Below are 26137 nucleotides of genomic sequence, written 5' to 3'. Positions count from 1 at the left end.
CTCTACCACTGAGCTACTTCGGAATAATAATTCAATTGCGCCGTCAGTACTTGTCGACTTTTCCTATTATAAAGAGCCCTGAAGAAAACGTCAACCTCTTTTCTTGAATTAGTTTTTTTCCACAGATTATTGTTAATTCCGGACAATTAAAAGAGAAGATTCTCAAAATCGAGAATCTCCTCAGCATTCTGGTATTTCGTTTCAGCCTTTATTCTTCGTTCCATAAAATTATAAACCGCCCGCTGCTGATGCGGATTTATTTCATGGCCAATTTGCCTGCGCATCTTCCGCAGCGATATCGCTCCGTGTTCATCCTGATCTTCCGGATGTAATCCGCCTGACACGAAACGCATCGATAAATATAACGCTTCGAGGGCTTCCGGTTCTTCTGTTCAATCAGCGAACAAAAACGGGGAGAGCCCGTTTCCTTTAGAAGGTTTCTGAAATCTGCATCCCGATGTTTATATCCTTTGCCTTCAAGGTGCAGATGATAATGGCACAGTTCATGTTTGATGATGCCTTCCAACTCAGCGTAGCCAAATTTCTTGTAGGAGTTTGGATTGATTTCGATATTATGGGATTTTAGCATGTAGCGCCCGCCTGTTGTTCGCAGCCGAGAATTGAAAAAGCCGCTATGCTTGAACGGTTTACGGAAAACCGTTGCTGAAATCTCTTTGATCATTTCAGTGAGCTCGTAGTCAGTCATAAAGATTCCCCTGTTTGATTAGTTATAGAAAATGGCCGCTCCTGAAACGAAGAACGGCCATCCCTTTAAATCTGTTCTTTCGGCTGAAGCATGGTCAATGCGATCCGCCCTTTTTCTTTTTCCACTTTTTCGACCCAGGCTGTGACGATATCGCCGACAGCCACCACTTCAAGCGGATGTTTTACGAAACCTTTTTTCAATTTCGAGATATGGACAAGCCCATCCTGTTTGACGCCTATGTCGATAAAGGCACCAAAATCCACTACATTCCGGACGGTACCCTGCACTTCCATACCCGGCAGCAAGTCTTCCATCTTCAGAATATCGTTCTTCAATAAAGGCTGCGGGAATTCGTCACGGGGATCCCGGAAAGGTTTTTTCAATGCGTCCAGGATATCCTGCAAAGTGATTTCGCCCACTTCCAGCTTTTCACTGAGTTCTTTGATGTTCAAACCTTCAAGTTTATCTGTTGTTTCAGGTTTTCCGACATCTTTTTTATCCGCCCCTACAAGTTTCAGCAGTTTTTCAGCTACATCGTAACTCTCTGGATGAATGCCGGTAGCGTCCAACGGATTTTTGCCCTCCGGAATACGGAGGAAGCCGATAGCCTGTTCATAGGTTTTTGCGCCCAGCCTCGGAATTTTCTTCAATTGTACGCGTGATGTAAATGCCCCATTTTCATCGCGTACTTTGATGACATTCTCTGCAACAGTCTTGCTGAGGCCTGCCACATACTGCAACAGCGATGAAGATGCCGAATTGACATTGACGCCGACCTGGTTCACCGCTGTTTCGACTACGAACGTCAGCTGATCCGCTAATTTTTTCTGTGATACATCATGCTGATACTGGCCGACGCCCACTGCTTTCGGATCGATTTTCACCAGTTCCGATAATGGATCTTGAAGGCGGCGCGCGATTGAAGCGGCGCTGCGTTCTTCCACTTGGAGATCCGGAAACTCGGCTCTTGCAATGTCTGACGCCGAATAAACACTCGCCCCCGCTTCATTGACGATGACGTACGAGATGCCTGCAGAATTACCTGAAATGAAATCGGCGACAAATTGTTCGGTTTCACGCGAAGCGGTCCCGTTGCCGATTGCCATGATTTCAATCGGATATTTATCCGTCAGGCGTTTCATCGTTTTTTTCGCGCCTTCCTGGTCATTTCGGGGTGCATGCGGGTATATGACTGCAACTTCGAGCAATTTACCCGTTTCATCGATAACAGCCAGTTTACAGCCTGTCCGATAAGCCGGATCTACCCCCAGTACCATTTTATTCTTCATAGGCGGCTGCAGTAACAGGTTACGGAGGTTCTCCGAGAAGATATGGATGGCCTGTGTTTCGCCTTTTTCACTGAGCTCATTTCTGATTTCCCGCTCTACAGAAGGTTGGATCAAACGTTTGTAACCATCTTCAATCGCCTGCTCCAAATAATGGATGGCATGGCCTGAGGCGGGTATCCATTTCCTCTTCATCAATGCGATGATTCGATCTGCCGGGGGATTGATGGAAACTTTCAAAACATTTTCCTTTTCACCCCGGTTGATCGCCAAGATACGGTGTGGAACAATTTTCTGGATGGCTTCTTCGTATTCGTAATACATTTCGAATACTTGCTTCTCATCTTCATTGCCTTTTTTAACCGATGTTGAAATCATCCCGTCTTTTCTCGTCATATAACGGATTTTCTCGCGAATATCAGCATCATCGGCGAAAACTTCAGCCAATATATCCTGCGCCCCTTGGAGCGCTTCTTCAGCATCCGCTACATTTTCTCCTGTAAATTCCGCAGCTTTTTTCATTGCGTCTCCGCTGCCGCCTTCGAACAGCCAATCTGCCAGTGGCTGCAAACCTTTTTCTTTGGCAATGGTGGCTTTCGTCCGGCGTTTTTGTTTGAACGGGCGATAAAGGTCCTCCAGCCGCTGCAATACTGTCGCTCCCTGAATTTCTTTCTCCAATTCCGGAGTCATTTTTTCCTGCTCATCAATTGAACGGATAATTTCTATTTTTCGCTGTTCGAGATTTTGGATATATGTGTACCGGTCATCGATCGCTTTTATCTGCACTTCATCAAGGGAGCCTGTCGCTTCCTTGCGGTAACGGGCTATAAAAGGAACCGTATTGCCGTCTTCGATCAAGCTGATGACCTGTGCAACCTGGTTTGGGCGGACACCCGTCTCTTTTGCAATCAGGCTTTGAATTTGCTGTAATTCCATCAAAACACTCTCCTTTATTCCTATCCCATTTTAACACATTAAGAAAAGCGGCGGCGACGGCTTATGACCCGAAGAGCCGGGCGCTGGAGTCTGGACACAGGAACGCCTTTCTAAGAGCCTGTAGACTAAAAAAGCCAGACTTTCTTTACCATTAAAAAAAGAAGCCATCTCATTTGAGAAGGCTTCCGGTTATGAATGTAGCATCGTCACCCGATTGGATCGTAGTGAGAATATCGTAATATAATTGTTCTGGCAATCCTGAGCGGCGCATCAATGCTTTCGGATTGCGCAGTTCTACACCATCTGAGTGGATGAGGAATAAGTCATCTTCCACGTAAGTGTAAAGCTGGGTATGCAATTTTTGTGGACGGCCGGAAAGATAACCCATCACAGGCAATGGGTAGATCATTTCATCCGTACCCTTGCGATAGAGATAGAAGCGGATGTTTCCGACACAGCTGTATTCCAGGGTCTTATTTTTAAAGTCCACTTTGAAGATGGCTACCGCTGCGCCTCTCTTCTGCACCATTAAATCATTGAAACGATACATCAGCTCATCTATAGACTCGTGGTGATGTTCTCTCAAAATTTCAGGAATGACCTGCGAAGACTCTCTCGCAATCGGCCCACTTCCCAGACCATCGGCTATGGAGCAAATAAAATAATCTTCAGTCAGCACAGTATGATAGCTGTCACCGGATTCAAAATTACCTTTTTTTGCTTCATTGAAGATACAAGCGTCAATATATTGGTGACGGATTTTTTCCACTACGTAACTCCACCCGCCGCTAATATGGCTTCCTGCAGTTTCTTGATGGCTTTGCGTTGAAGACGGGATACGTGCATTTGTGAAATGCCGAGTTTATCCCCCGTCTCTTTTTGGCTCAGCTGCTCTATGTAGGTGTATTGGATAATCTGCTTTTCGCGTTCGGAAAGCACATTCATCGCATTTGCCACCAACATGCGCTGATCCGCTTTTTCATAACCGTCATCTTCTTGACCGACAACGTCAAATAAAGTCACGGTGCTTCCGTCTGAATCGGCTTCCAAAGAGTGGTCCATGGACAAAGCCTGATAACTTTTGCCCATTTCCATCGCTTCCAGTACATCGTCCTCATCAACATCAAGGTATTCAGCGATTTCCCATACCTGGGGAGAACGCTGAAGCTCGCTTGTCAGCACTTCTACAGTTGCCTTGATACGCGGACCCAATTCCTTGATCCTCCGGGGAACATGGATTGCCCAGGTCTTATCACGCAGGAAACGCTTGATCTCCCCGATGATAGTCGGTACGGCAAACGCTTCAAAACTGCGGCCAAATGAGGGATCGTACCTTCTGATGGCACCCAGGAGCCCAAGCATGCCCACTTGCGCAATATCCTCGTGATAGGATTTACCATTCGAATATTTACGGGCGATGGACTCCACTAACCTTTTGTAGTTGTTCACCAGGTGAGTTTGGGCTTCTTCATCCTCATTTTTCTGATAAGCCTCAATCCATTCCAATACCTGCTCTTTGGTAGGCTGATTAGGATGAGATCGTTTCGACATCCTCTTCCACCTGCTCTCCTCCAACATACTTGGTCATGAAGACAGTGACGCCTTCCTGATGATGGACTTTTACTTCATCCATTAACGTTTCGATCAAATACAGGCCTAGGCCTCCTTCACGAAGGAAATCTCCTTCGGCTTGATCATGGTAAGGACCTACTTTCGCTTTCGTTTCTTCGAAATCAAAACTTTGGCCATGGTCAGCAACCATGATTTCGATTTTATCTCCATATAAAGCACAACCGATGACAACTTCGCCGTCTTCATCATCACTGTAGGCATGTTGAACAGCATTTGTTACAGCTTCACTAGAAGCGATTTTCAAATCTTCGATATCATCATAGGAAAAGCCGATTCTGCTGGCCAGTCCTGAGATCGTCAATCGTGCAACACCGACATATTGGGATTTAGCAGGGACACGCATTTCAACATAATCAAAAGGGCGCATGTTAATTACCACCTTTTCCAGCTGATTCGATATCCATGATATCTCCTAAACCGGTAATATCGAACAACCGTTTTAAGCGCGCAGACAAACCACTTAATTTCAAATGGCCTCCCTGGGAATTCACTGATTTATAAAAAGCCACAAATACACCAAGACCGGTACTGTCCATATAATTAACTTCCGAAAGGTTCAATTCTGCATTTAAGGATTCTATATTTTGATAAGGCTCTAATTTCTCGCGCAGAACCGGTGCAGTATGTGCATCAATTTCACCGCTGATATGGCCTTTAAGGACCTTATCCGATTCCTGCAAATCTACTTGAATATTCATCTTTATGACACCCCGTTTTTCTATAATTAGCAAAAATTAAAAAAGCCACTGTACATCTGTTTACCACAAGCGCATGGCAATTAAACATACAATCAGACTTTTTTATAGATAACCAATGTAAAGTCATCGCTAAGCTCAGCATTTTGCATGCGAACCAGCTCATCGTAGACATATTGCACAATGACTTGTGCAGATTCATCTTTTTTCCGGAGAATCAATTCATTGATCACTTCCCGGCCTATGAAGCCTTCTGCCGTCCGGCCTTCTGTCACACCGTCCGTCATCATGATGACCATATCATTCTTTTCCAGTTTGACTTCTTTTTCTTCATAAGTAGCCATGGTGGAAACGCCCAACAACAGGCCTTTGACGGTCAATTCTTCAAATTCACCAGCCTCTGCGCGATAAAGCACTGCCGGTTCATGGCCAGCAGAGCCATATGTCAGAATGCTGGTTTCAGCTTCATATCTTCCATAAAACATGGAAACGAACATGAAATCATCGACACTTTTCTCTACGATGCGGTTGATGGTGCTAAGAACTTCCCTTGGAAATGCCAGTGAATCATTCAAACTGTCCATCCCGAATTTAACCATAGACATGCAAAGGGCCGCCGGAAGGCCTTTGCCGATTACATCAGCCACAGCTATCCCTGCGTGTCCATTATCATCACTGATAAAATATATGTAATCCCCGTTCATCTTGCGAAGGGGCACGGAAAGCAAACCGATGTCCAAGCCTTCGAGTGCAGGCATCTTTGTTTTCAGCAACGTTTCCTGAACATTGGCTGCCAAATCCATCTCCATCCGCAATTCTTCCTGTCTCTGCAGGAGACTTTGACGCTCTTGCAGGGCCAGTCCGTAATTGATCATCATTTCAATCAGGAAGTCGAAAGAATGCCAGACAGTTTCTGGCATCTCTTCGTATAATTCCTGCATCGCCGCTTTATGCATGCTGATGACATCTTCCGGAGCGGTGTTTTCAGAAATAAGCTGGCGGCTGAAGTTTTGGCCGACATATAGATTCTGTTCCGATTGCCGTTGCATATATTGGTTCAATATTTCTTTATATTGACTGCCGATTTTTTGAACCATATGGAATTCCCCCTATCGAAGCCATTTCGTAGCTCTAATATCTGTCCCTTCACCTAGGGTTGTTTCAATTTTAAAGTCATCCATCAAACGTTTGACACCAGGAAGCCCTGCTCCAAGTCCGCCTGAAGTTGAAAAACCGTCTTCCATCACTTTGCGGATATCAGGAATTCCTGGACCGCTGTCTGCAGCAATGATCAAAATACCGTTAATGCCATTTTCTGTCAGACGTTGGATTTCAATCTTGCCTTGTCCGGCATATAAATAGATATTGCGGGCAAGCTCGCTGATTGCCGTTGTGATGCGAGCCTGGTCTACTGTACCGAAACCCAGTTCTTTAGCCACATTGCGGCCAAGTTGTCTGGCGGCTACAATATCCCATTCTGTTTGGATTTCCACTGAGGATTGGTTGCTCATCTTTAAGCCTCCAATTCCATTTGAAGTTTATCCAAACCGTTTTCTAAATCCAGTGCTGTCATGACATCTTCAAGTCGAATTCCTAACTCGATCAAAGTGATAGCAACTGCCGGCTGAATACCAGTTATAACAACTCTCGCTCCCATTAAGCTTGACATGCTGATGACGTCTCCCAAAACTTTTGCGATGAACGAATCGATGAAATCTATGGAAGTCAAATCGATTACGACGCCACGGGCACTTGTTTCATGCAATTTGGCCAATAAATCTTCCTGGAACTGTATAGCAGTCTGATCATCCAATTCCCATTGAATGGAGACGATCAATGTATCTCTCAGTTTTAAAATCGGTATACGGACATTCATGCTTCATCTACCTCCACAATTTTTCGATTTGTCCAAGCCAAAGCTTGTTCAACACCGCGCTGCAAGGTGCTTGTTGTGGTGAATTCATTCAAATTGATGCCGAGCGTTACGATTGTCTGGGCAATTTCTGGCCGTATGCCGACCAGCATGCATTTCGCTCCCACTAACCGTACAGCGTCCGCCGCTTGAATAATGTGATGCGCCACCATTGTATCTACTACCGGGACACCTGTTATATCAAGCAGGACCACTTCGGCACGATGTCTTACTACACCATCCAGAAGGTTTTCCATAATAAGGCGGGCGCGTTCTGTATCAATCGTTCCGACAAGAGGCATGACCGACACTTTATCGAAAACCGGGATCAATGAAGCCGAAAGTTCCTGTAAGGCGATTTTCTGAAGGCTGACAGTGCGTTCCCATGTTCTTGAATATGTATCGATCGTGCTGTCGCGGATAGGTGTGATCCACTTATTGAATTCTTTGGAGAACCCGCGGTAATTGTCATTATTGATGAGCCCGTCTTTTTCCATTCCGTCAAAGACGATATCCCCGAAATGATTGATGGCTTTCGTTACGAAGGTGATCGACCAGCCGTAACGGACCACTTTTTCCGCGAAATCATTCAGACGGCTTTCATAGGCCTGATGGCTTTCCAATAAATTCGATGTCATCAATTCAGCAAATTCCCTGCTTGTCTGATTCATCAATTCTTCAGGCAGCACTTCAAATGAGCGTTCACTCTTTTCATTGCGCATCAGTTCCTGCCAATTCGAAATAATCTCCGTCATGTTCTCCTGAATATATCTAGCCATTTGCTTATTCATGTTTTAAAAGATCCTCCTTAGGCTCAAAACACTCTCTTTAAATTCCCCGCTATCATTTTTAAGTTCTCTATTCTTTATTGTATCGGAAATGTCCAGATTGCACATCTTTTTTATATTCCATTCTCATTATAAAGGGGTATATTGTAAAAAAACACCCGAAGATAAGCCTCTTCGGATGTTTTTTAAAAGGATATGTATGCTTAGAACTTCACGAGGCCGACACTGATTTCAAGTGCTTCATCCACTTTTTCCATCAAGGCTTCATCAAGCTGTGTAATTTTATCCGTCAACCGCGATTTATCGATCGTACGCAATTGTTCGAGCAAAATCACCGAATCTCGTTCAAAACCATATTTCTTGGCGTCAATCTCAACATGCGTTGGAAGTTTGGCTTTCTGGATCTGTGCTGTGATTGCTGCAATGATGACAGTTGGACTGAACCGGTTTCCTATATCATTTTGTATTACCAGCACCGGCCGGGTTCCTCCTTGCTCTGACCCGACCACTGGTGATAATTCCGCAAAAAAAACGTCTCCGCGTTTTACAATCAAGTTGTCACCCTCCGCTTACGAGCCGTACGGTCATATGCTCCGCTTCATACTCAGCATGAGAACATTCACAGGAAATCGACAGATTAATCTGCGACATTTCCACGTAGCCCTTGATCATCGCTTCCCGAATATGATTAGAGTCATACATGTTTTTCATCACACGCTGAGTGGAAACATAGATGAATTCTCCGTCCGCTTGAACCCGCTCATCTGAATGTGTAGTAAGTTCTGAAATCAATTGTTTCGGCAGCTTAACGACTACCTCTTTTGTCTTGGACTTCTCGTACACAGCTGACACCTCCGGAATACCATTGTTCTCTCTGTATCTTTTTCTATTCTACAATCTTAACATCCCTGCATACTTAAAGAAAGACAATTTTCGAAGTTCTTTAGGCCCCCCTGTACAGCCTCGGCACCCGCGCCGTGAGAATACAGGGGATTTCATAAGGGATGGTCCCCAATTTTTCTGCCCATTCTTCTATTGATATAGTGTCATTCAGCTGCGTTCCGAGCAATTGGACTTTTTCGCCGACAGCAATTTTCTCCGGCAGGCGGATCATGCATTGATCCATGCAGATGCGTCCGATGATCGGCATGCGCTGCCCCCCTACCAAGACTTCCTGCCCCTGAAGACCTCGGAGCAATCCGTCCGCATAGCCGATAGGCAATGTCGCAATCCATTCATCTTCATCACTTGTATAGGTAGCGCCGTAACTGACCTTATCCCCTTTTTTCACTTTTTTGACATGGATGATTTCAGTTTCGAGACCCATCGCCTGTTTTAACTCGAGGTGCATTTCATTCTTCACATAACTTGAAGGTGCGATGCCGTAAAGGGAGATGCCGATGCGCACGGCATCAAATGCAAGTTCCGGATTCAGGATGGCCGCAGCGCTGTTGGAAACGTGAAAAAGCAAAGGCCCGCCATTCCATTTTTGTCTGATGGCTTTGATCCTTTCGGCCTGTTCAAGAAATAAAGGATTGGCCGCCTCGTCTGCAGTCGCGAAATGGGTGAACATCCCCGCCACTTCGAAAACCGGATTGGCTGCCACGGCGAACGCCGCTTCCGCCTCCTCCGGTTCAAAGCCGATCCTCCGCATGCCCGTGTCGAATTTGAGGTGGATCTTCAGCGGCGCATCCGTCCCTTCGAGTCCAGCGGCTGCAGCTTCCATCCACTCGAGCGAATAGGCTGTCACGGTGATATTCCGCTTGACCGCTTCTCCAAGAAAACTGACTGGCGATGCACCCAATATGAGAATTTCCGCATCTACTGCATGATCCCTTAAATACAATGCTTCATCCGGAGTTGCCACTGCGAGCATCTCCGCTCCGCTCTTCAGCGCCTGTTTTGCGATTTGCACAATTCCGTGGCCGTATGCATCCGCTTTGACAACGGCCATGACCCTTGCGGCGCCCACTCTTTCTTTCAAGACTTTCATATTGTGATCGATCGCTTCCAGATCAATGATCGCTTTCGTTGGTCGGTATATTATGTCCATTCATTCATTCGCCTGCCTCTATGATTGTAAAAGTATCTGCGCTGCTGCATATTCCTTTGTGTGTGTGATGGAAACCAATCCGTCCGGCTGTTCATGGAAGAAGACGGACGGTTTGCCGCTTGGATCTTTTCTGATTTCAATATCCTTGAAACTGCAGAATTTCCCGATGCCCGTCCCTTTCGCTTTTCCAAAAGCTTCTTTCGCCGCAAACCGGCCAGCAAGGTATTCCGTCTTTCTGCTGTCCGATAATAATTCATATTCCGCCAATTCGCGATCGGTTAGCACGCGTTCACGAAATTTCGCGGACCTGCCGTCAAGTCGCCTGATACGGCCCAATTCGACGATATCCAAGCCAATTCCAGTAATCATAAATGCTTCTCCTTTCATTCACAAACCCGAAAAAGGTATAATGATCAATATGAAACAGAGGTGACGAAATGTTTATTCGCAGAGAAAGCTTTTCCGAGTATTTACGCTTTTATCCCGTTGTATCCACATTGATCGCCATTAATGTTTTGATACATATTTTATCATGGATTCCTTTGCTCGGAGCGTATATCTTCAATTACGGCGTCGGCGCCAACTTCCTGATCGCTGAAGGCGAATGGTGGCGCTTCATCACGCCGATGTTCCTGCACGGGGGCCTGATGCACTTGCTGTTCAATATGTTCTCGCTGTTCCTCTTTGGACCTGAGCTGGAAAAATTGACTGGAAAAGTCCGCTTTATCACGATCTATGCGCTTGCCGGCATTTTCGCCAACATCGCGACTTATTTCCTGCAGCCCCCGAGCTACCTGCACCTGGGTGCCAGCGGAGCAATTTTCGGCGTCTTCGGGGCATACGGCGCATTGCTGTATTACGGAGGACGCGCGCTGCCGCAACTAAGACAGATCCTCCTGCCGATCCTTGTAATCAGCGTCATCATGACATTCCTGACGCCGAACGTCAATGTTACGGCACACATCGCCGGATTGATCACGGGCTTCATCATCGGACTGGGTTTTTTCCATCCGAAGCGAATCGTCAGTTGGCGGAAATAAGAAAAGATCAGCCGGGAATCACTCCGGCTGATCTTTTTGTTTTATTCTGCGGGGAGACGGCTGATACCATTCCAGGATCCGGCTGGCGTCGTCTTTCTCCATATAAGTTAAGCGGGCCGTATAGCCGAGCATCCCTGATTTGATCGTCGCCTGAATAGAAGCGAGCTCTCTTTTACGCTGGAAATAGGTCTGCGAAACATTCACTGCCTGCACCCGTTTTTTCCAGGCATAAAATGTATGTTTACTGAACCCCCTGAATTCCATCGTCAGCTGTTTTCCGGTAAGCGCGTAACCTGCCGTGCGGTGCTGCCAAATCCCGACCGCAATAACCGGCGGTACGATCAACAGCGATAACAGACCGTAAGGATAGAAATAATAACCCAAAGCACCGATGACCGGCAGCATCCAGATAAAATCGAGGCGGTAATAAAAATGGACGCTTCGTTTCGGCGCTTTTGTTAGTTCCGGTTCGAATTCCATATCCGGGAACAATTCACGCAGCACCGGAAGCATGTCGGCAGTTTTCACCAATGGGAACAGACGGATTTTCTCGTCTTTGGCACCCATTGAACCGCCGGCACTTTCGACGGTCACGACACCGTAGCCGAACAATTCACGCAGCGGATTCCTTGAAACTTTTATTCCTTGAATCCGTTTGAACGGCACTGAAACTTTCTTCTTCTCAAGCAGCCCCCTGGTGATATAGATATGATCATCATCGACCTGGATGGTGAACTGGTAATTCGCCAACAGCGTCAAAATGACCGAGATGACCCAGGCGACCAGAAGGCCGGCAAATACCGCAAGGGCGACAATAAGATAACCGAAACGCAGGAAGAGCATGACTTCCTCGTAAATCGCTTCATAAGGAATCAGTTCGCTGAATTGGGATAAAAATACACCGACCGCTGAAATGACGACTCCTATGCCGCCGGAAGTCGTCGCCAGAATCAGCAATTCCTTCATCGACATGCGGTAGAGTGTCTTCAATTCCTTTTTCTGCGGCGCCGCGCTTTCTTCTGCCGTTTCAGTCACGGCTTCGTGCGGCCCCATAGCCGGTACGGCCGGATATTTCGCCTTTTCCATTTCCGTTTCGATGCGGTCTGCATCTGCACGTTTAATCGCTGTAAGTTCCGCTTCCGCTTCCCCTGCTTTACTGGACCCAGCCGTCTCAACCTTTACTTTCACCAAGTCAAAAGGCCGGTGAAAAATTCCTTCCGTATAGTTGAGGCTTTGAATCCGCTCAAACGGGATGTATCTTTTCTTTTTTACGAAAAGGCCGTACTCGATGCGCAATTCCCCATCTTCAAACCAGTAAACGAACCTCTTCCATTTAACAATTCCGATAACCAGCGACATCAGCACCACTGCCAATCCGATTATCAAAGGGAGAAGACCGACCCAGCCCTCATTGAACATCGCGCTGATGCCGCCTTCCCTGAAAATATTGACTCCGAAAATCACAAGAAACGGAATGATTAATTCCTTCAAACTTTTCATGAAATTAATGAACGCCGAGACCGGATGCAATTTATAGCGAACGTTAGACATCATCTTCCGCCACCCTTGCCAATGCTGAAATCATCCCTCGAAGTTCATCCGCTTCAGAGGTGATCAAAGCCGGAATGGTATGTGTAGTGGCCGCAGTGGAAATGGTGATTTCAGCCAAATCATACCGCCGCAGAATCGGCCCCTGTTCCGTATCAACGTGCTGCACACGCACCATCGGCACCAGCGTGCGTTTTACGATGAACAGGCCATGCTGCAATTCAATTTCCTGTTCCCTTACCTCATAACGCCAGCGCTGCCAGCGGATTTTAGGGAAGAGGTAGATGAACAGAAAAGCGAATAAGACGACTATGCCTGCATAAACGGCATAAAGCCATACCGGCCAGTCCAGAAAATAAGTCAATACGCCGGCACCAATTGCCAGCAACGCTAAAATAATGGTTTCAATGATTCCATAGAGCCGCCACACGGTCAGGCCTTTTCGCGAAATTCTGTTTTTCGGCTGATTATCCATTTCCGATTCCCCATTCCTTATTCTCTCTTTAGTCTTTCATATTCTGTTATACGATTCAATAGCAGGAATGTTTCGGGTTGTGATATTTTTTATAGAAGTTGAACAATAAACAGTCTGAATATATCGCTTCAGCGCTATGGACAGTGCAAAGATTATGCTCCTGCGCAAAGGAGGCGCCGCAAGTTCATGGCGCACCTTCGCTTAGGTCCACTTCTGGTTATCGATCGAAGCAGCAAAGATTNGGACAGTGCAAAGATTATGCTCCTGCGCAAAGGAGGCGCCGCAAGTTCATGGCGCACCTTCGCTTAGGTCCACTTCTGGTTATCGATCGAAGCAGCAAAGATTCGGCCTCGCAGGCGTCGGCCAGATCTTCGAAGCTGTTTTGTGCAATATCGATTTTCCACTTTTATCTCTTCCTTACCAAAAAACCCGCCAGCAGTTTCCTGCTGACGGGTTGTGGATTCGTAATTATTAAGATTCGTGACGGCGAGTGCGTCCTGGACGGCCTCCGCCTGCTGCACCGGATCCGCCTTCACGACGGCGGCTTGCGCCTGAACTTGCGCCACTTCTTGCCGGACGGCCTGAGCCTGAAGAACGGTTGCCTTTATAGCCTCCGCCGCTTCCGCTGCGAGATCCGCCGGATTTTCCTTTGTAGCCTCCGCCACCGCGTGACGGCAATGGACGCTCTTCAGAAATTTGAACTGGAACATCTTCCGGTTCTTTAGTCAATGTTTTAAGTGCTGCTGCAATCAAATCGACCGCATCATGCTTTTCAAGCATTTGCGTCGCGAATTCGCGATAGTCGCCAAGATTGTTTTTATCAGTCATTTCAAGCAATTGTTCCATTGCAACACGTTTTTGGCCAAGTACAGCCTCATCCGCAGTCGGTGGCACCAATGCTTCCATTTTCTTCTTGGTAGTACGTTCGACAATTGTCAGGTAGCCCATTTCACGTGGCGTTACAAACGTGACTGCGACTCCTTTTTTGCCTGCGCGGCCAGTACGGCCGATGCGGTGAACATAGCTTTCCGGATCTTGTGGGATATCGAAGTTGTATACGTGCGATACGCCTGAGATATCAAGTCCGCGAGCTGCTACGTCAGTGGCAACCAAAATGTCGACTTTACCAGCTTTGAACTGTTTCAAAACAGACATACGTTTCGCTTGGCTCAAGTCACCGTGAATTCCTTCAGCAACGTAGCCGCGGATATTCAAAGCTTTAGCCAATTCGTCAACGCGGCGTTTTGTGCGACCGAAAATGATCGCAAGTTCCGGCTGTTGTACATTCAAAAGACGTGAAAGAACGTCGAATTTTTCGCGTTCAACAGATTTAACATAGAATTGCTCGATGTTTTCAACTGTCATTTCTTTTGATTTGATTTTCACGATTTCAGGAGTCTTCATGAATTTCTCAGCGATGCGGCGGATTGCATCCGGCATTGTTGCTGAGAACAATAATGTCTGGCGTGTTTCAGGAACACTTGACATGATTGTTTGGATGTCTTCGATAAAGCCCATGTTCAACATTTCGTCTGCTTCATCAAGGATCAATGTGTTTACGTTGTCCAGTTTAAGCGTGCGGCGGTTGATATGGTCCAAAAGACGTCCTGGCGTACCAACGATAATTTGCGGGCGGTTTTTAAGCGCGCGGATTTGACGTCCGATTTCCTGTCCGCCATAAACGGAAAGAATGCGTACGTTTTTGTCCTGCCCGAGTCTGTAAAGCTCTTCAGAAACCTGAATAGCAAGTTCGCGAGTCGGTGCGATGACCAATCCCTGTACGTTACCGTCTTTAGTGTCGATCTTTTCGATCAACGGGATACCGAAGGCAGTAGTTTTACCAGTACCTGTCTGTGCCTGGCCGATGATGTCCTTGCCTTCCATACCAAGACGGATCGTACCTTCCTGGATTGGTGTTGCTTCTTCAAACCCCATGCGTCTTACGGACTTTAAAGTTGTTTCGCTGATATTTAACTCTGAAAATTTTACCAAATTTTTTCAATCTCCTTTTGTCTTCATCTTATTTACAAATGGTACACATTTTAGATGAATTCGTGACAAGGTCGAGCCTTTATGAGGAAGTTTCACGTCGAAAATCATACTCTGTAGTTTTAAGTTCAGAGGAATGTGTGAACAGAAAAAGCTCGGGCTTTGCCGAGCGGTCTGATCGGCGGGTGTTTCATGCCCAAAATATAGAACAAACCGTTTTGCTCAAAAAAATACTCTTCACAGGGAAGAGTGCTTCAAAAATGTATCCATTGCTCTAAATAGAATAACACGCTTCTTTTCCACATGCAATCAATACGCAAAGGTTCCATTAATCAGTTTATTCTTGTTCCTTCTCCATAAATGCCAAAACATGTGCAAACCATTCTTCACGGTCATCGCTGTAGCAGATCAGATGCTGCCCGTTTTCGGAATGGCGGATTTCCTTTTCAACGGAACCGATTTTATTATATATATGCTCTGCCGCCGCAAATGGCACGATGCCATCTTTCTTGCCTTGGACAATGCAGATTGGCAGCGTCAGCTTATCATAATACGGTTCGACCATTTTGACCACCCGAAGAAATTCAAACGCTGAACTGATCGGAGTGTTCAACAATTTGTACTCATACAGGTGGAACAGCGGATTTTGGGCAAGCCTGCCTTTAACGGCATCGCCCGCGGCCACCCGCACCTCTTCGAGAATCTGCCCCGCGCTGATGTATTTGACCGCTGCACTCAACAGCACCAGTTTCTCTATCTTATAGCGCATCGCCAAATACATGGCGATAAGGCCCCCCATCGAAAAGCCGACGATGATGACGCGGTCGACCTGCTTTTTCAAGTCTTTCAAAGCGAGTTCCGCTTCCATCATCCAGGATTCAGCCGTCTTTTTCCGAAGGTCCAGGGTGCCGCCGTGCCCTGGCAATGTCGGCATTTTCACGACCCACGAAGTTTTTTCTTCTATATAATCAGCAAGCGGCTGAACCTCAAAAGGGCCTCCTGTAAAACCATGGATAAGTAAAACACCCGTTTTCAAATTGCTTCCTTCTTTCAATCAGTTCCGGGTAAAAGGTTCGATGATGTTTTCCAGCGCCATCCCACGGGAACCCTTCACCAGGATCAAGGATTTTTCCGTAATCGATTTTTCCAGCACATCAATGACAGGGCAATAATCATCCTTGCTCCAAATCAGTTCCCCGCCAAAGCTTTCCTGCAGTTTCGCATATAGCCATTCCATTCGGGGACCATACAGGCAAACGCCTTTGATCTCATCAGTGATGAAATTCGCAATCGACTCATGATAATCGCGCTCCTTTTCACCAAGCTCGAGCATATCCCCAAGAACCACCCATTTTTCTTCCTTCATGGTCGTTTCCCGGATGAAATTCAATGCCGCTTTCATCGAAGAAGGAGCTGCATTGTAGGCATCATTGATGAATGTGGCCCCGCTTATCGCGTGAATCATCTGCATGCGCATATCCGTCAAAGCCGCATCTTTCAGGGATCTGCGGATATCTTCCTCCGTCAAACCTGCTTCCAGCGCAATCAAAATCGCCGACAGCGTATTTTTTACCTGATGCTCGCCTAGCACAGGAATCGTGAATGTCGCATCTATGATGCCGCTGACCATGAACGTGCTGCCGCTTTCTGTCGCACGGATATCCGTCACCGTCAATTCGTTATTATCATCGAAGCCGAATGAAACCGCCTGCGGGAAATTTTCAACAAATGGCTTCAGCAACGGTTCATCACCGTCATAGAACAATTTGCCGTGTGTTTCCAGACCAGCTGTAATTTCGAATTTCGCCCTTGCGATGCCTTCTCGCGAACCAAGATCCTGCATATGTGCTTCACCGATGTTCGTGATGACCGCATAGTCCGGACGGGCCAGTTCTGACAGGAATTCAATCTGGCCAAAGCCGCTCATCCCCATTTCCAGTACCGCAAACTTCGTATCTTCATCAAGTGACAGGATCGTCAGCGGCAATCCCAGTTCATTGTTGAAATTGCCCTGCGTTTTCTGCACTTTGAAATAAGGCTTCAACACACTCGCAACCAGGTCTTTCGTAGATGTCTTGCCGTTTGAACCGGTGATCCCGATGACTGTCGTGGACAGTTCATCGCGGTAAGCGCGCGCCATTTCCTGGAGCGCTTTCTGGCAGTCATCGACAATCAGCAGCGGCAAATCCTCCGGCGGCGATGGTTCATCACGCTGCCATAATGCGGCAGCTGCCCCCGCTTCGATGGCTTGGCGCACATATTTATGCCCGTTGACCTTTTCGCCGCGGAACGGCACAAACAGGTCACCTTTCTGAAGCGTCCGCGTGTTGATGGAAACCCCGGTGATTTCAATGCCTTTTAAATTCGTTCTTACATCCAGCCATTTGGCTACTTGCTCTATCATTTTCTTCATGCTTTTCTCCACTCAATCCATTTTTACTTGAAGTAATTGTTTTTCCTTGTAGCGTTCCATGGCAAGGTCGATCAGTCTTTCAATCAATGCCGGGTAAGCCAGTCCTGTGTTCTCCCATAATAAAGGGAACATGCTGAACGGCGTGAAGCCCGGAAGCGTATTTACTTCATTGATCAGAATTTCGTGCTCTGCAGTGACGAAGAAGTCAGCGCGCACAAGCCCTGAACAATCCAATATTTTAAACGCCTTTTTGGCAGATTCAACAAGTTCGCCATACACTTCATCCGGAAGATCTGCCGGAATGATCATGGCTGTATTGCCGTCTTTATATTTCGCCTGGTAATCATAGAATGCTTTCAGCGGTTTGATCTCGCCGGCGACCGAACATTCCGGCTCATCGTTGCCGAGGACGGCGATTTCGATTTCGCGGGCGGTCACGCCTTGCTCAACCACGATTTTACGGTCGAACTTCAATGCTTCCTCAACTGCCGCAATCAATTCTTCCTCATTTTCCGCTTTACTGATCCCGACACTTGAGCCAAGATTTGCCGGTTTGACGAATACCGGCCAGCTGAGTTCTGCCGTGATCTTTTCAACAAGACCTGTCTGGCCATTTTTCCAGTCTCTTCTGATGAAATAGACATAAGGCGTCTGTTTCAGGCCCGCGATTTCGAATAATTGTTTCATGACCACTTTATCCATCCCTGCGGAAGAAGCAAGCACGCCATTGCCGACATACGGAAGGTTCATCACTTCAAGCATCCCCTGCACAGTACCGTCTTCTCCGTTCGGCCCGTGAAGCAGCGGAATGATGACGTCGAGGCTGCCGTCCTGCTCAGCCGGAAGGAAACCGGAAATGTCATTCGGAGCTGAAGCGCCCAAGGTGAGCTGCAATTGTTCAATGCCTGCAGCCGGTCCTTCAAGTGCTGCGCCTTTCCGCCATTCCCCTTCCTGTGTGATATAAACCGGATAAACTTCATATTTATCAAAATTCAGCGCTTTCGTCACTGCCTGGGCTGTTGAAAGGGAAACTTCGTGTTCTGCGGATTTGCCGCCATATAATAAACCAATTCTTTTCTTCATGTCTAATTGACCCCATTTCGTTTTCCATTATGCTTTAGTTTATCACGAACCCGGTTCGACGAAAAATCTTTCCTGAACCGGCAATTGAAAAAGCTGCCGAAATTAATCGGCAGCCTGTGATTTGGAGCGGTTTCGCTTTTCCCTGTCGAGTCGTAACGGAAGCCGTCGCTGTCCTCTAGGTCCAACGCTTCAATTTGCGGTCATAAATGACCTTCTGTACAATTTTCTGCTTTGTATAATCCCCGATATCCGAATCGAAATCATCCATGAATGAGATTTCCTCAATTTGGCGAATATGCAATTCAATCGTATTTTTCGTTTTTTCGGGATCTGCCAGCGAGATTAAAATCCCTTCCCGGTAGAGATTCTTCATTGACTTCAAAATCTCCTCAGGCAGTTCCGGAATCATGTCCTTCACTTTGCGCCGCCAGAAATTCTGGCCGTGGTCGACGCGGCGGATCATCTGCATAAAGTAATTGCCGACCAATTCGTTCAGCCGCTCCAGATTGCGGAAATAGATCTTCGTCGTCTGCTCGTCTTCGCTCGACAGATAAATGAATTCATTCAGCAAAGTCGAATAGAAAGGCGAGCGGACCGTTTCTTTCTTATGTCCAATATATAATAATTCCGCCTGTTCCTGCGGCGTCAGGGAATTCACCTGCTTCTCACTCCGAAAATCGATCCAGCAGAATTCCCCCTTGTTTGCTGCGCGTGATTTCCGCAGCTCCGGGTATTCTTCCTGGGAGGCGAATTCCAGCTGCGTGTGCATATTATAAGAAGCATCCTCATAGGAATGCTTCAGCAGCAACAGGTTTCTCGGCATTTTTACAGCATCCATAAACTGAGCGAAGGTAAGGCCACTGAACAGGGCAAATTGATCAGCATCATTTAAGTAAATATATAGATGCTGAACATAATGTTCCGTATTATTCACTTTCTTCACCATTTCCTTCACTCCATTCTCCCCTCATTATACGTGCAGTTCCATTAAATATGAAACATCCGGGCTCGTTATGCGTCATTACTTTTGTAATGCGCATAAACGGCCGGAATAAGTTATAATGTAAACCGACTCTCAATACTAAAAAGTACAGGTGAACGCTAATGCAAACGAATAAAAGCTTTGCCGACCGCATCGACTGGTCGCTCGCTTTCATATTATTTCTTTTTTTCGTCGTCAGTCTCGTGGCAATATCGTCCGCTCAGACTTCCGGTCAATATCTGACCAATTTTGTGCCAAAGCAAGGTCTTTTTTATATCATTTCGATCGTTATGATCGGTGTGCTGATGTATTTCGAACCGGAACAATACAAGAAAATGGCCTATTATCTTTATGGCGCCGGAATCCTGTTGCTGCTGCTATTGATGCTGGCACCTGATGGCCCCGGCCAGATCGGGCGTCCCATCAACGGCGCCAAAGCCTGGTTCCATACCCCATTCGTCAATATTCAGCCGGCTGAGTTTATGAAAACCTTCTATATACTTGGTCTCGCGAAGATGATTTCATCGCATCATGAGAAATTCGCGCTGAAAACCACTAAAACCGATTTGTGGCTGCTTGGCAAAATCGGGATCTTGTTAATGATTCCACTGGCTTTCATCCTTCAGCAGCCTGATATGGGAACTGCTCTCGTCTTCATTGCCATTACACTTGCCATTATTGTTGTGGCAGGCATTTCATGGAAAATCATTCTGCCAAGTTTCGGCAGTGTGGCGCTTCTCGGCGGAACGCTATTATGGATGGCGCTCTACATGCAGGATTTCCTGTCGAACACGTTAGGCATCGGCCAATACGCGTTTGCACGGATTTACACCTGGCTCGATCCCTATTCATATGCCGATGGTGAAGGTTATAACCTGATTGCCGCCTTGAATGCCATCGGTTCCGGTGAAGTTTTCGGTAAAGGCTATCAGGGGCGTGAGGTCTATGTACCTGAAAATCATACCGATTTCATCTTTACCGTCATATCGGAGGATTTCGGCTTTATCGGTGCAAGTGCCGTCATCATCCTGTTCTTCATGCTTATCTATCATTTGACGAAAATCACTTTGCAGCTGAAAGACACATTCAGCACTTACGTCTGTGCGGGAATCATCGCCATGATCACATTCCACGTATTCCAGAACATCGGGATGACCATCCAGCTGCTGCCTATCACCGGTATCCCACTGCCATTCATCAGTTACGGCGGGAGCTCGCTGATCGGGAATATGCTTGCAATCGGGATTGTCTTCAGTTTGAAATTCCATCACAAAACATATATGTTCGGCAATGATAAAGAAGACCAATAAAAACTCCGACGCGCGATGCGTCGGAGTTTTTACATTTCAGATTGTGGTCGAGGGGGTTGCGGCAATGCTAATGCCTTCAATAATTCAGTACGTGATTTTGTGATTTTTGCTTGGATCCCAAGTTTCGTCAAATTTGAAACGATATTGCGAACATCTACTTCCTTCGCCATCCAGATCACCTCTCCGTATTTCACTCATTTATAATAACGTATGTAAAGCCTTTTTGGATTCATACAATTAGTTAAATAGTTGACTTTTCTTTGTCTATGTATATAATACCATCTTTTCAGGGTTTTAAACTTTTCATTTACATTACAATATTGCAGTCGTGTAAATTTATATGCCGCTCGCTTCCGCCTATTTGACCGGTCGTAAAACCGTTAACTTTATACCTTTCATTTACCTTCACGCTGAACAGGAGTAAACTGGTAGCATAGTCTTTTTAGAAAGCGGGAACATATAACATGAAGAAAACCATTTTACTGCTCATGTCGGTCCAATTTTTTGTCTATTTGGGATTCGGCATCATCATTCCGATTTTACCGGAAGTGATCGTCCAGCAAGGATACAGTGAAATCCATGTCGGCGGCCTTATTACGATATACGCACTGGCTTCTTTTTTCACAGCACCGTTATGGGGCAAGTTATCGGACAGCACCGGACGGAAGAAGTTAATCCTGATCGGCCTCGCCGGTTTCAGCCTGAGCTTCTTCCTGTTTTCCCTGTTCCTCGATAACCTTGCGCTCCTGTACATATCCCGCATCATCGGCGGCCTTTTCTCCGGCGCTTTGTATACGGCTGTCACCGGCTATGTCGCGGATATTACAACCAATGAAGAACGCAATAAATATATGGGGCTTCTCGGCATGTCGATTGGCCTTGGCTTTATCTTCGGGCCGGCTATCGGCGGTGTGCTCGGGGCAGTCTCACTGTCGCTGCCTTTTACCGCTTCAGCTGCCCTGACTTTATTGCTGCTGGTTTATGCAGGCGTCATTTTGAAGGAGCCTGTCCGCCAGGGTGAGGCGACAAAACGCGCTTTGCTGCCGAAAGGCGCAAGCACGCTGTGGCAATTCCGGATCCGTTATCTGTTCCTGATGTCTTTCATGGTGACCTTCCTTCTCGCAGGACTGGAATCGACGTTCCAGTTATTCCAGATCGACCAGATCGAAATCACACCGCTGCAGCTCGGTTACCTGTTCATGGCCAGCGGTTTTGTGGATGCCGCCATTCAAGGCGGCGTCGTCCGGCGCATCAAAGACGGAGCCGAAACGAAATGGATCATCGGCGCCCAGGTCATTACAGCTGCCGGGCTTCTGCTCCTGCCGTTTACAAGCAGCCTGATCTTCGCAGGTGTGGCATTGAGTGTTTTCACGGCCGGCAACGCGCTTGCCCGGACGGCACTCGTATCGCTGACATCGAAGGAATCCGGCGGCAAATACGGGACAGCTGCCGGCATGACCTATTCAATGGACAATATGGGGCGCATCATCGGTCCCTTATTCTTTACCTGGCTATTGACGATTCAGGCAGGTTCGATCTATTACCTGTCAGGAGCACTGGCAATTGCCAGCATCCTGTTGATCGTCCTGTTCCGCGGCTCCCTGAAAACGACACCCAAAAAAGAAGGCACTCCAGCATAATGGAGTGCCTTCTTTTCATTTTTTAGAAAGGTGTTCCTCCGTTGATATGCAGGACCTGCCCTGTCACGTAAGAAGAATCGTCGGAAGCGAGATATACATACCCCGGTGCAAGTTCATCCGGCTGCCCCGGTCTGCCAAGCGGCGTCTCCGTTCCGAAACCTTCTACCTGATCGGCCGGGAACGATGCCGGAATGAGCGGTGTCCAGATTGGTCCCGGGGCCACGCCGTTTACGCGGATCCCTTCTTCTGCCAATGACCCTGACAGAGCACGGGTGAATGACAGGATCGCACCTTTTGTCGATGAATAATCGATCAGCGTCGGCATACCCTGGAATGCGGTGATCGAAGTCGTATTGATGATCGAAGCACCGCGTTTCATGTAGTCAAGCGCCGCCTTTGTCATATGGAACATACTAAATACATTCGTGCGGAAAGTCCGTTCCATCTGTTCGGCTGTAATATCTTTCAGCGACGTCTGCACATGCTGTTCACCCGCATTGTTTACGAGAATATCAATTCCGCCGAACTCATCCGCCACTTTCTGCACGCTTTCCCGGCAAAATGATTCGTCGCCGATATCGCCTGCAATCAGAATACATTTCCGGCCTTCCTGCTCGATCAATTTCTTCGTTTCTTCCGCATCCTGATGTTCATCCAGATAAAGAACGGCAACGTCCGCCCCTTCTTTTGCAAAAGCGACGGCAACCGCACGGCCGATTCCGCTGTCGCCTCCGGTGATCAGCGCTTTTTTACCAGGCAGGCGCTGGGCTTTGCCAGCCAGATTCTTATTGAAATCCGGTGCCGGATCCATTTCAGTCTCAAATCCCGGCTGGCGTTCCTGTACCTGTCCGGGCACTTTCTCCACTTTATCTTTATCCATTCCGAATCATCCTTTCCAGATTTTTATGTCTTTCAGGATTTTCCCGTTTTGAATGATCGTAAACATGGGAAAGCTCACAGCCATCAACCGAACCTTGTCCTATTCCTGAAATTTCGGCGTTGCCGGAATCACTTTTTTATCCAGCTCCGGATGCGCTTTTTTCAAAATGGACGGGCGCATCAGATAGCCTGTCAATACGATCAGGCATAGACTGCTTCCGAGCACCACATATTCTGCCGGCAGCAGATCATACAGCAGGCCGAACAATAAATAACCGAGGGGCATCATCGCCATCGCCATCGATTCCAGAATGCCGAAGACGCGGCCGCGATATTCCTCTTCGACATCTTTTTGCATCATGACGCCGATCGGGGTGTTGACGAATACATTGGTGATGCCGAATGTCAGCATAAGCAGCAGGTAATAAATGACGGCTGCCGAATACGTAAATTCAATCACGAGCGGCAAGCCCATCCCCGCCAGCAGGACCGACATTCCAAGGATCCCCCTTTTGGCGAACAGCAAAGGGAATTTCACTTCTTTTCTAACCGAGAAGTAAATGGAAGACGCCAGCATGCCGACAGCGATCATCGCTTCGATAAAGCCGAAATGAGTGGCTTCGATCTTGAGTTCCTGGACGACGATGAACGGCAAACCGATCATCAGCGCGGAAAAGAAGAAATTTACACCGACCGCGACGGTGACAATCACCATCACCACCTGATTCGATTTCAGATACACGAAACCTTCTTTCATGCCCGCAAGCATGGATTGTTTCACTTCCGTTGCCGCGTCAGCAACCCGGTTCGTGAATAATTTGAAATCCATCGTAGCCTCCAGTGCCACCGCCAATAAATACGCAGAAATCTGGATGATCAAAAAGACGTTCATCGACACAAAGCCGAATAGGATCCCCCCCACCACCGGCCCGCCGATTGTAGCGATCGCCATTGCCGACTGGTTGAAGCCCATCGCTTTTTGGATGCGGTCAGTATCGATCAGATTCGCGATGGAGGATGAAAATGTGACACTGGCAAACATTGAACTAACCGATAACAATGCCGTGGCCGTGTAGATGGCCGGCAACGACAAACCGGCGGCCATACTGTAAAGAAGCAGTCCACCAACAGACAATGCGCTGGCAAATTGAGCCAAAATGACAATGGTCTTTTTCGGATAATTATCGGCAAGATAGCCGGCGAAAGGCGCAAGTAACGTCCTCGCCAGAATGCTGCAGATCAAATTGAGCGCAAAACTGGCTGCTGAACCCGTCAAAGCCAAAACATACAAACTGATGCCGAATGTGTAAACCGAACTGCCGAATGTCGAGATGAGCTTACTGATCGTGAATGTGTACAGATGATAAGTGGCGCGCCGAATCTTTGCCGCTTCCGTCATTTTTCCCACTCTCCATTTTCAGAAGTTTAATTTAATTAAACAAAATATATCACGCCTTTACTGGTAATGCAAGAAAAAGTTTAATATAATTAAACTATATTTTAAAGAGGTGAGAAAATGGCTTCATTGGGTGAGCGCATCCGGAAATTGCGCAAAGAAAAAGGCCTGACATTGCAGGCGCTTGCTGGCGCCGAACTCTCCAAAGGCATGCTCAGCCTCATAGAAAACGGCAAAGCAAACCCTTCCATGGAGAGCCTGGCTTATATAGCAGAGCGTCTGGAGATCAATAAAAATGAATTACTGGAAGAAGTATCGCCTTCCGAATTGCGGGAGGTGCTGCAAGAAGTTGAAAATCTGTATTTAAAGATTATGGATGATATGACAGCCGGCTTCATAAAGATCATCGGACTGATCCGGCCGTATATCGAAAAACTGCCTTACCGGTATGAATCAGCACGGCTTCTCGAAATCTACAGCCGCTGTCTCTATTATATGAAAGAAGACGGCTGGGAAGCTTATCTCGCCGAGGCCGAAGAAATGTACGAAGGCCTCCACTTGATGAACAACAGTGCCGACATCCAGCTCTTCCGTGCCATGCTCCAATTCAATGATCATCGATACGCGGAATCCCTGGACATGCTGAAGCAGTCGCGGGAAATGTTTGAAGAACGCGGCGTCGTTCTGGATGCCCTTAAAAAACTGGATTTCGATTTCTCCGAAGCCATCCTGCATTTCGCAATCGGAAAAGATGAGGATGCATTGAAAATCATAGGAGATGCCATCCAGTATTCGAAAGAAAATCAGATTTTCTACAAAATGGATGCCTTGTACAGAGTTTCCGCCTTCCACGCGATCCTCAAGGAAGATGAAGAAAGAAAAGATTATTATGTCAATAAACTGCGGATTTTCGCAGAGTTTACCGATGATTCAAAAATCGATATTGTGCTGGATCTGCTGGAAGCCCATTATTTGAACTCTTTCAAACGTGATTTTGAGCGAGCGCTGGAAATAGTGGATAAAAATATCGAGAAATACAACGAAGAAGAGACTTCCCAGTTCTTCATCGAAAAAGGCAAAGCCCTGTACGGCCTTGGCAGAATGGAAGAAGCGCTGATTTGGCTTGAAAAGCATAGACTCTGGGAATTTATCCATCACCCTTATGACTTGCTGATGAACTATGAAAGAGATGCTTACCTTGCTTTAATCTACGAAGAGCAGGGCAGACACAAACTGGCGCTGAAGCACGCAGAAATCGCCAGAAACAATGCTGCTCCGATGCCCGACCTCCCTTATAAAAAGTTCATCATGGACGTATACAATCAAATCAGCCAACAATAAAACCCGCCAAATGGCGGGTTTTATTGTTGGGCA

General features: G+C 47.0%; 28 protein-coding genes. 4 read left to right on the top strand and 24 right to left on the bottom strand.

What is annotated here, in order from left to right; translation table 11 throughout:
* Positions 1–256: 256 nt before the first annotated feature.
* The 14 genes from IQ294_RS11745 to acpS all read right to left on the bottom strand — a co-directional run bounded on the left by IQ294_RS11745 (position 257) and on the right by acpS (position 10377).
* Complete coding sequence (locus IQ294_RS11745) at positions 257–706, bottom strand: SprT family protein (RefSeq protein WP_203334220.1); 450 nt, start codon at positions 704–706, stop codon at positions 257–259.
* Between the two features lie 65 nt (positions 707–771).
* On the bottom strand, positions 772–2928 hold the full coding sequence (locus IQ294_RS11740; protein WP_203334219.1) for a Tex family protein: 2157 nt from the start codon (positions 2926–2928) through the stop codon (positions 772–774).
* Positions 2929–3097: 169 nt separating this feature from the next.
* Positions 3098–3697, bottom strand: coding sequence for a SpoIIE family protein phosphatase (locus tag IQ294_RS11735; RefSeq protein ID WP_203334218.1), 600 nt, complete (start codon positions 3695–3697; stop codon positions 3098–3100).
* On the bottom strand, positions 3697–4479 hold the full coding sequence (sigB, locus tag IQ294_RS11730) for an RNA polymerase sigma factor SigB (RefSeq protein WP_203334217.1): 783 nt from the start codon (positions 4477–4479) through the stop codon (positions 3697–3699). Before sigB ends, IQ294_RS11735 begins: the two co-directional genes overlap by 1 nt.
* Positions 4457–4927, bottom strand: a complete 471-nt coding sequence (gene rsbW / locus IQ294_RS11725) for an anti-sigma B factor RsbW (RefSeq protein WP_203334216.1) — start codon at positions 4925–4927, stop codon at positions 4457–4459. Before rsbW ends, sigB begins: the two co-directional genes overlap by 23 nt.
* 1 nt (position 4928) lies before the next feature.
* Positions 4929–5258: an anti-sigma factor antagonist gene (locus IQ294_RS11720; protein ID WP_203334215.1), complete on the bottom strand. Its 330-nt coding sequence runs from the start codon at positions 5256–5258 to the stop codon at positions 4929–4931.
* Positions 5259–5350: 92 nt separating this feature from the next.
* Positions 5351–6352, bottom strand: coding sequence for a PP2C family protein-serine/threonine phosphatase (locus tag IQ294_RS11715; RefSeq protein ID WP_203334214.1), 1002 nt, complete (start codon positions 6350–6352; stop codon positions 5351–5353).
* A gap of 12 nt (positions 6353–6364) precedes the next feature.
* Positions 6365–6766: an anti-sigma regulatory factor gene (locus IQ294_RS11710; protein ID WP_144840966.1), complete on the bottom strand. Its 402-nt coding sequence runs from the start codon at positions 6764–6766 to the stop codon at positions 6365–6367.
* Positions 6767–6768: 2 nt separating this feature from the next.
* Complete coding sequence (locus IQ294_RS11705) at positions 6769–7131, bottom strand: STAS domain-containing protein (protein WP_203334213.1); 363 nt, start codon at positions 7129–7131, stop codon at positions 6769–6771.
* Positions 7128–7958 carry an RsbT co-antagonist protein RsbRA gene (locus IQ294_RS11700; protein ID WP_203334212.1) on the bottom strand — a complete coding sequence of 277 codons (831 nt, stop codon included), beginning with the start codon at positions 7956–7958 and terminating at the stop codon, positions 7128–7130. The genes IQ294_RS11705 and IQ294_RS11700 overlap by 4 nt, the downstream gene beginning before the upstream one ends.
* Before the next feature lie 200 nt (positions 7959–8158).
* Positions 8159–8509 carry a type II toxin-antitoxin system PemK/MazF family toxin gene (locus IQ294_RS11695; protein ID WP_033543552.1) on the bottom strand — a complete coding sequence of 117 codons (351 nt, stop codon included), beginning with the start codon at positions 8507–8509 and terminating at the stop codon, positions 8159–8161.
* Between the two features lie 4 nt (positions 8510–8513).
* A complete protein-coding gene (locus IQ294_RS11690) occupies positions 8514–8798 on the bottom strand; it encodes a transcriptional regulator (protein WP_203334211.1) in 285 nt (94 codons plus the stop codon).
* 100 nt (positions 8799–8898) lie between these two features.
* On the bottom strand, positions 8899–10008 hold the full coding sequence (alr, locus tag IQ294_RS11685) for an alanine racemase (protein WP_203334210.1): 1110 nt from the start codon (positions 10006–10008) through the stop codon (positions 8899–8901).
* 18 nt (positions 10009–10026) lie between these two features.
* Positions 10027–10377: a holo-ACP synthase gene (gene acpS, locus IQ294_RS11680; protein ID WP_203334209.1), complete on the bottom strand. Its 351-nt coding sequence runs from the start codon at positions 10375–10377 to the stop codon at positions 10027–10029.
* 68 nt (positions 10378–10445) lie between these two features.
* Between acpS and IQ294_RS11675 the strand changes: the two genes are divergently transcribed.
* Positions 10446–11048: a rhomboid family intramembrane serine protease gene (locus tag IQ294_RS11675; protein WP_203334208.1), complete on the top strand. Its 603-nt coding sequence runs from the start codon at positions 10446–10448 to the stop codon at positions 11046–11048.
* Positions 11049–11066: 18 nt separating this feature from the next.
* Here IQ294_RS11675 and IQ294_RS11670 read toward each other — a convergent pair whose 3' ends face one another.
* The 7 genes from IQ294_RS11670 to IQ294_RS11640 all read right to left on the bottom strand — a co-directional run bounded on the left by IQ294_RS11670 (position 11067) and on the right by IQ294_RS11640 (position 19502).
* Positions 11067–12599 (bottom strand): PH domain-containing protein, encoded by a 1533-nt coding sequence (locus IQ294_RS11670; protein WP_203334246.1) that lies wholly within the window; start codon positions 12597–12599, stop codon positions 11067–11069.
* Positions 12592–13071 carry a PH domain-containing protein gene (locus tag IQ294_RS11665; protein ID WP_203334207.1) on the bottom strand — a complete coding sequence of 160 codons (480 nt, stop codon included), beginning with the start codon at positions 13069–13071 and terminating at the stop codon, positions 12592–12594. Before IQ294_RS11665 ends, IQ294_RS11670 begins: the two co-directional genes overlap by 8 nt.
* A 471-nt stretch (positions 13072–13542) precedes the next feature.
* Entirely contained in the window at positions 13543–15063 is a 1521-nt protein-coding gene (cshA, locus tag IQ294_RS11660) for a degradosome RNA helicase CshA (protein ID WP_203334206.1), read from the bottom strand.
* A gap of 334 nt (positions 15064–15397) precedes the next feature.
* A complete protein-coding gene (locus IQ294_RS11655; protein WP_203334205.1) occupies positions 15398–16096 on the bottom strand; it encodes an alpha/beta hydrolase in 699 nt (232 codons plus the stop codon).
* Between the two features lie 18 nt (positions 16097–16114).
* Positions 16115–17473 carry a UDP-N-acetylmuramoyl-tripeptide--D-alanyl-D-alanine ligase gene (locus IQ294_RS11650; protein ID WP_203334204.1) on the bottom strand — a complete coding sequence of 453 codons (1359 nt, stop codon included), beginning with the start codon at positions 17471–17473 and terminating at the stop codon, positions 16115–16117.
* A gap of 12 nt (positions 17474–17485) precedes the next feature.
* On the bottom strand, positions 17486–18556 hold the full coding sequence (locus tag IQ294_RS11645) for a D-alanine--D-alanine ligase (RefSeq protein WP_203334203.1): 1071 nt from the start codon (positions 18554–18556) through the stop codon (positions 17486–17488).
* Positions 18557–18731: 175 nt separating this feature from the next.
* Positions 18732–19502, bottom strand: coding sequence for a hypothetical protein (locus IQ294_RS11640; protein WP_203334245.1), 771 nt, complete (start codon positions 19500–19502; stop codon positions 18732–18734).
* Between the two features lie 158 nt (positions 19503–19660).
* On the opposite strand from IQ294_RS11640, the gene IQ294_RS11635 reads away from it, so the two are divergent.
* Positions 19661–20848, top strand: a complete 1188-nt coding sequence (locus IQ294_RS11635) for an FtsW/RodA/SpoVE family cell cycle protein (protein WP_203334202.1) — start codon at positions 19661–19663, stop codon at positions 20846–20848.
* A gap of 29 nt (positions 20849–20877) precedes the next feature.
* Here the strand turns inward: IQ294_RS11635 and IQ294_RS11630 are convergent, their stop codons facing one another.
* Entirely contained in the window at positions 20878–21018 is a 141-nt protein-coding gene (locus IQ294_RS11630; protein ID WP_203334201.1) for an Lmo0850 family protein, read from the bottom strand.
* A gap of 294 nt (positions 21019–21312) precedes the next feature.
* Here IQ294_RS11630 and IQ294_RS11625 point away from each other — a divergent pair, with 294 nt between their 5' ends.
* The gene (locus IQ294_RS11625; RefSeq protein WP_203334200.1) at positions 21313–22488 is read left to right on the top strand and encodes an MFS transporter; all 1176 of its coding nucleotides are present in this window, start codon (positions 21313–21315) and stop codon (positions 22486–22488) included.
* 22 nt (positions 22489–22510) lie between these two features.
* On the opposite strand, the gene IQ294_RS11620 is transcribed toward IQ294_RS11625, so the two are convergent.
* Entirely contained in the window at positions 22511–23368 is an 858-nt protein-coding gene (locus IQ294_RS11620; protein ID WP_203334199.1) for an SDR family oxidoreductase, read from the bottom strand.
* 99 nt (positions 23369–23467) lie between these two features.
* Entirely contained in the window at positions 23468–24766 is a 1299-nt protein-coding gene (locus tag IQ294_RS11615; protein WP_203334198.1) for an MFS transporter, read from the bottom strand.
* 117 nt (positions 24767–24883) lie between these two features.
* On the opposite strand from IQ294_RS11615, the gene IQ294_RS11610 reads away from it, so the two are divergent.
* Positions 24884–26104: a helix-turn-helix domain-containing protein gene (locus IQ294_RS11610; protein ID WP_203334197.1), complete on the top strand. Its 1221-nt coding sequence runs from the start codon at positions 24884–24886 to the stop codon at positions 26102–26104.
* Positions 26105–26137 lie beyond the last annotated feature (33 nt).

This window comes from Planococcus beigongshangi, from assembly GCF_016820495.1.
Lineage (GTDB): Bacteria > Bacillota > Bacilli > Bacillales_A > Planococcaceae > Planococcus > Planococcus beigongshangi.
This window is presented reverse-complemented; position numbering and strand designations above follow the sequence as displayed.

Coding starts and splice junctions, on each gene's coding strand:
- IQ294_RS11640 (WP_203334245.1), bottom strand. CDS start 19,502: ATGGTGAAGAAAGTGAATAATACGGAACATTATGTTCAGCATCTATAT.
- acpS (WP_203334209.1), bottom strand. CDS start 10,377: ATGATTACTGGAATTGGCTTGGATATCGTCGAATTGGGCCGTATCAGG.
- IQ294_RS11745 (WP_203334220.1), bottom strand. CDS start 706: ATGACTGACTACGAGCTCACTGAAATGATCAAAGAGATTTCAGCAACG.
- IQ294_RS11630 (WP_203334201.1), bottom strand. CDS start 21,018: ATGGCGAAGGAAGTAGATGTTCGCAATATCGTTTCAAATTTGACGAAA.
- rsbW (WP_203334216.1), bottom strand. CDS start 4,927: ATGCGCCCTTTTGATTATGTTGAAATGCGTGTCCCTGCTAAATCCCAA.
- IQ294_RS11700 (WP_203334212.1), bottom strand. CDS start 7,958: ATGAATAAGCAAATGGCTAGATATATTCAGGAGAACATGACGGAGATT.
- IQ294_RS11675 (WP_203334208.1), top strand. CDS start 10,446: ATGTTTATTCGCAGAGAAAGCTTTTCCGAGTATTTACGCTTTTATCCC.
- IQ294_RS11650 (WP_203334204.1), bottom strand. CDS start 17,473: ATGAAGAAAATGATAGAGCAAGTAGCCAAATGGCTGGATGTAAGAACG.
- IQ294_RS11610 (WP_203334197.1), top strand. CDS start 24,884: ATGGCTTCATTGGGTGAGCGCATCCGGAAATTGCGCAAAGAAAAAGGC.
- IQ294_RS11740 (WP_203334219.1), bottom strand. CDS start 2,928: ATGGAATTACAGCAAATTCAAAGCCTGATTGCAAAAGAGACGGGTGTC.
- IQ294_RS11670 (WP_203334246.1), bottom strand. CDS start 12,599: ATGTCTAACGTTCGCTATAAATTGCATCCGGTCTCGGCGTTCATTAAT.
- IQ294_RS11615 (WP_203334198.1), bottom strand. CDS start 24,766: ATGACGGAAGCGGCAAAGATTCGGCGCGCCACTTATCATCTGTACACA.
- IQ294_RS11645 (WP_203334203.1), bottom strand. CDS start 18,556: ATGAAGAAAAGAATTGGTTTATTATATGGCGGCAAATCCGCAGAACAC.
- IQ294_RS11620 (WP_203334199.1), bottom strand. CDS start 23,368: ATGGATAAAGATAAAGTGGAGAAAGTGCCCGGACAGGTACAGGAACGC.
- IQ294_RS11715 (WP_203334214.1), bottom strand. CDS start 6,352: ATGGTTCAAAAAATCGGCAGTCAATATAAAGAAATATTGAACCAATAT.
- IQ294_RS11625 (WP_203334200.1), top strand. CDS start 21,313: ATGAAGAAAACCATTTTACTGCTCATGTCGGTCCAATTTTTTGTCTAT.
- IQ294_RS11705 (WP_203334213.1), bottom strand. CDS start 7,131: ATGAATGTCCGTATACCGATTTTAAAACTGAGAGATACATTGATCGTC.
- IQ294_RS11665 (WP_203334207.1), bottom strand. CDS start 13,071: ATGGATAATCAGCCGAAAAACAGAATTTCGCGAAAAGGCCTGACCGTG.
- alr (WP_203334210.1), bottom strand. CDS start 10,008: ATGGACATAATATACCGACCAACGAAAGCGATCATTGATCTGGAAGCG.
- sigB (WP_203334217.1), bottom strand. CDS start 4,479: ATGTCGAAACGATCTCATCCTAATCAGCCTACCAAAGAGCAGGTATTG.
- IQ294_RS11635 (WP_203334202.1), top strand. CDS start 19,661: ATGCAAACGAATAAAAGCTTTGCCGACCGCATCGACTGGTCGCTCGCT.
- IQ294_RS11720 (WP_203334215.1), bottom strand. CDS start 5,258: ATGAATATTCAAGTAGATTTGCAGGAATCGGATAAGGTCCTTAAAGGC.
- IQ294_RS11710 (WP_144840966.1), bottom strand. CDS start 6,766: ATGAGCAACCAATCCTCAGTGGAAATCCAAACAGAATGGGATATTGTA.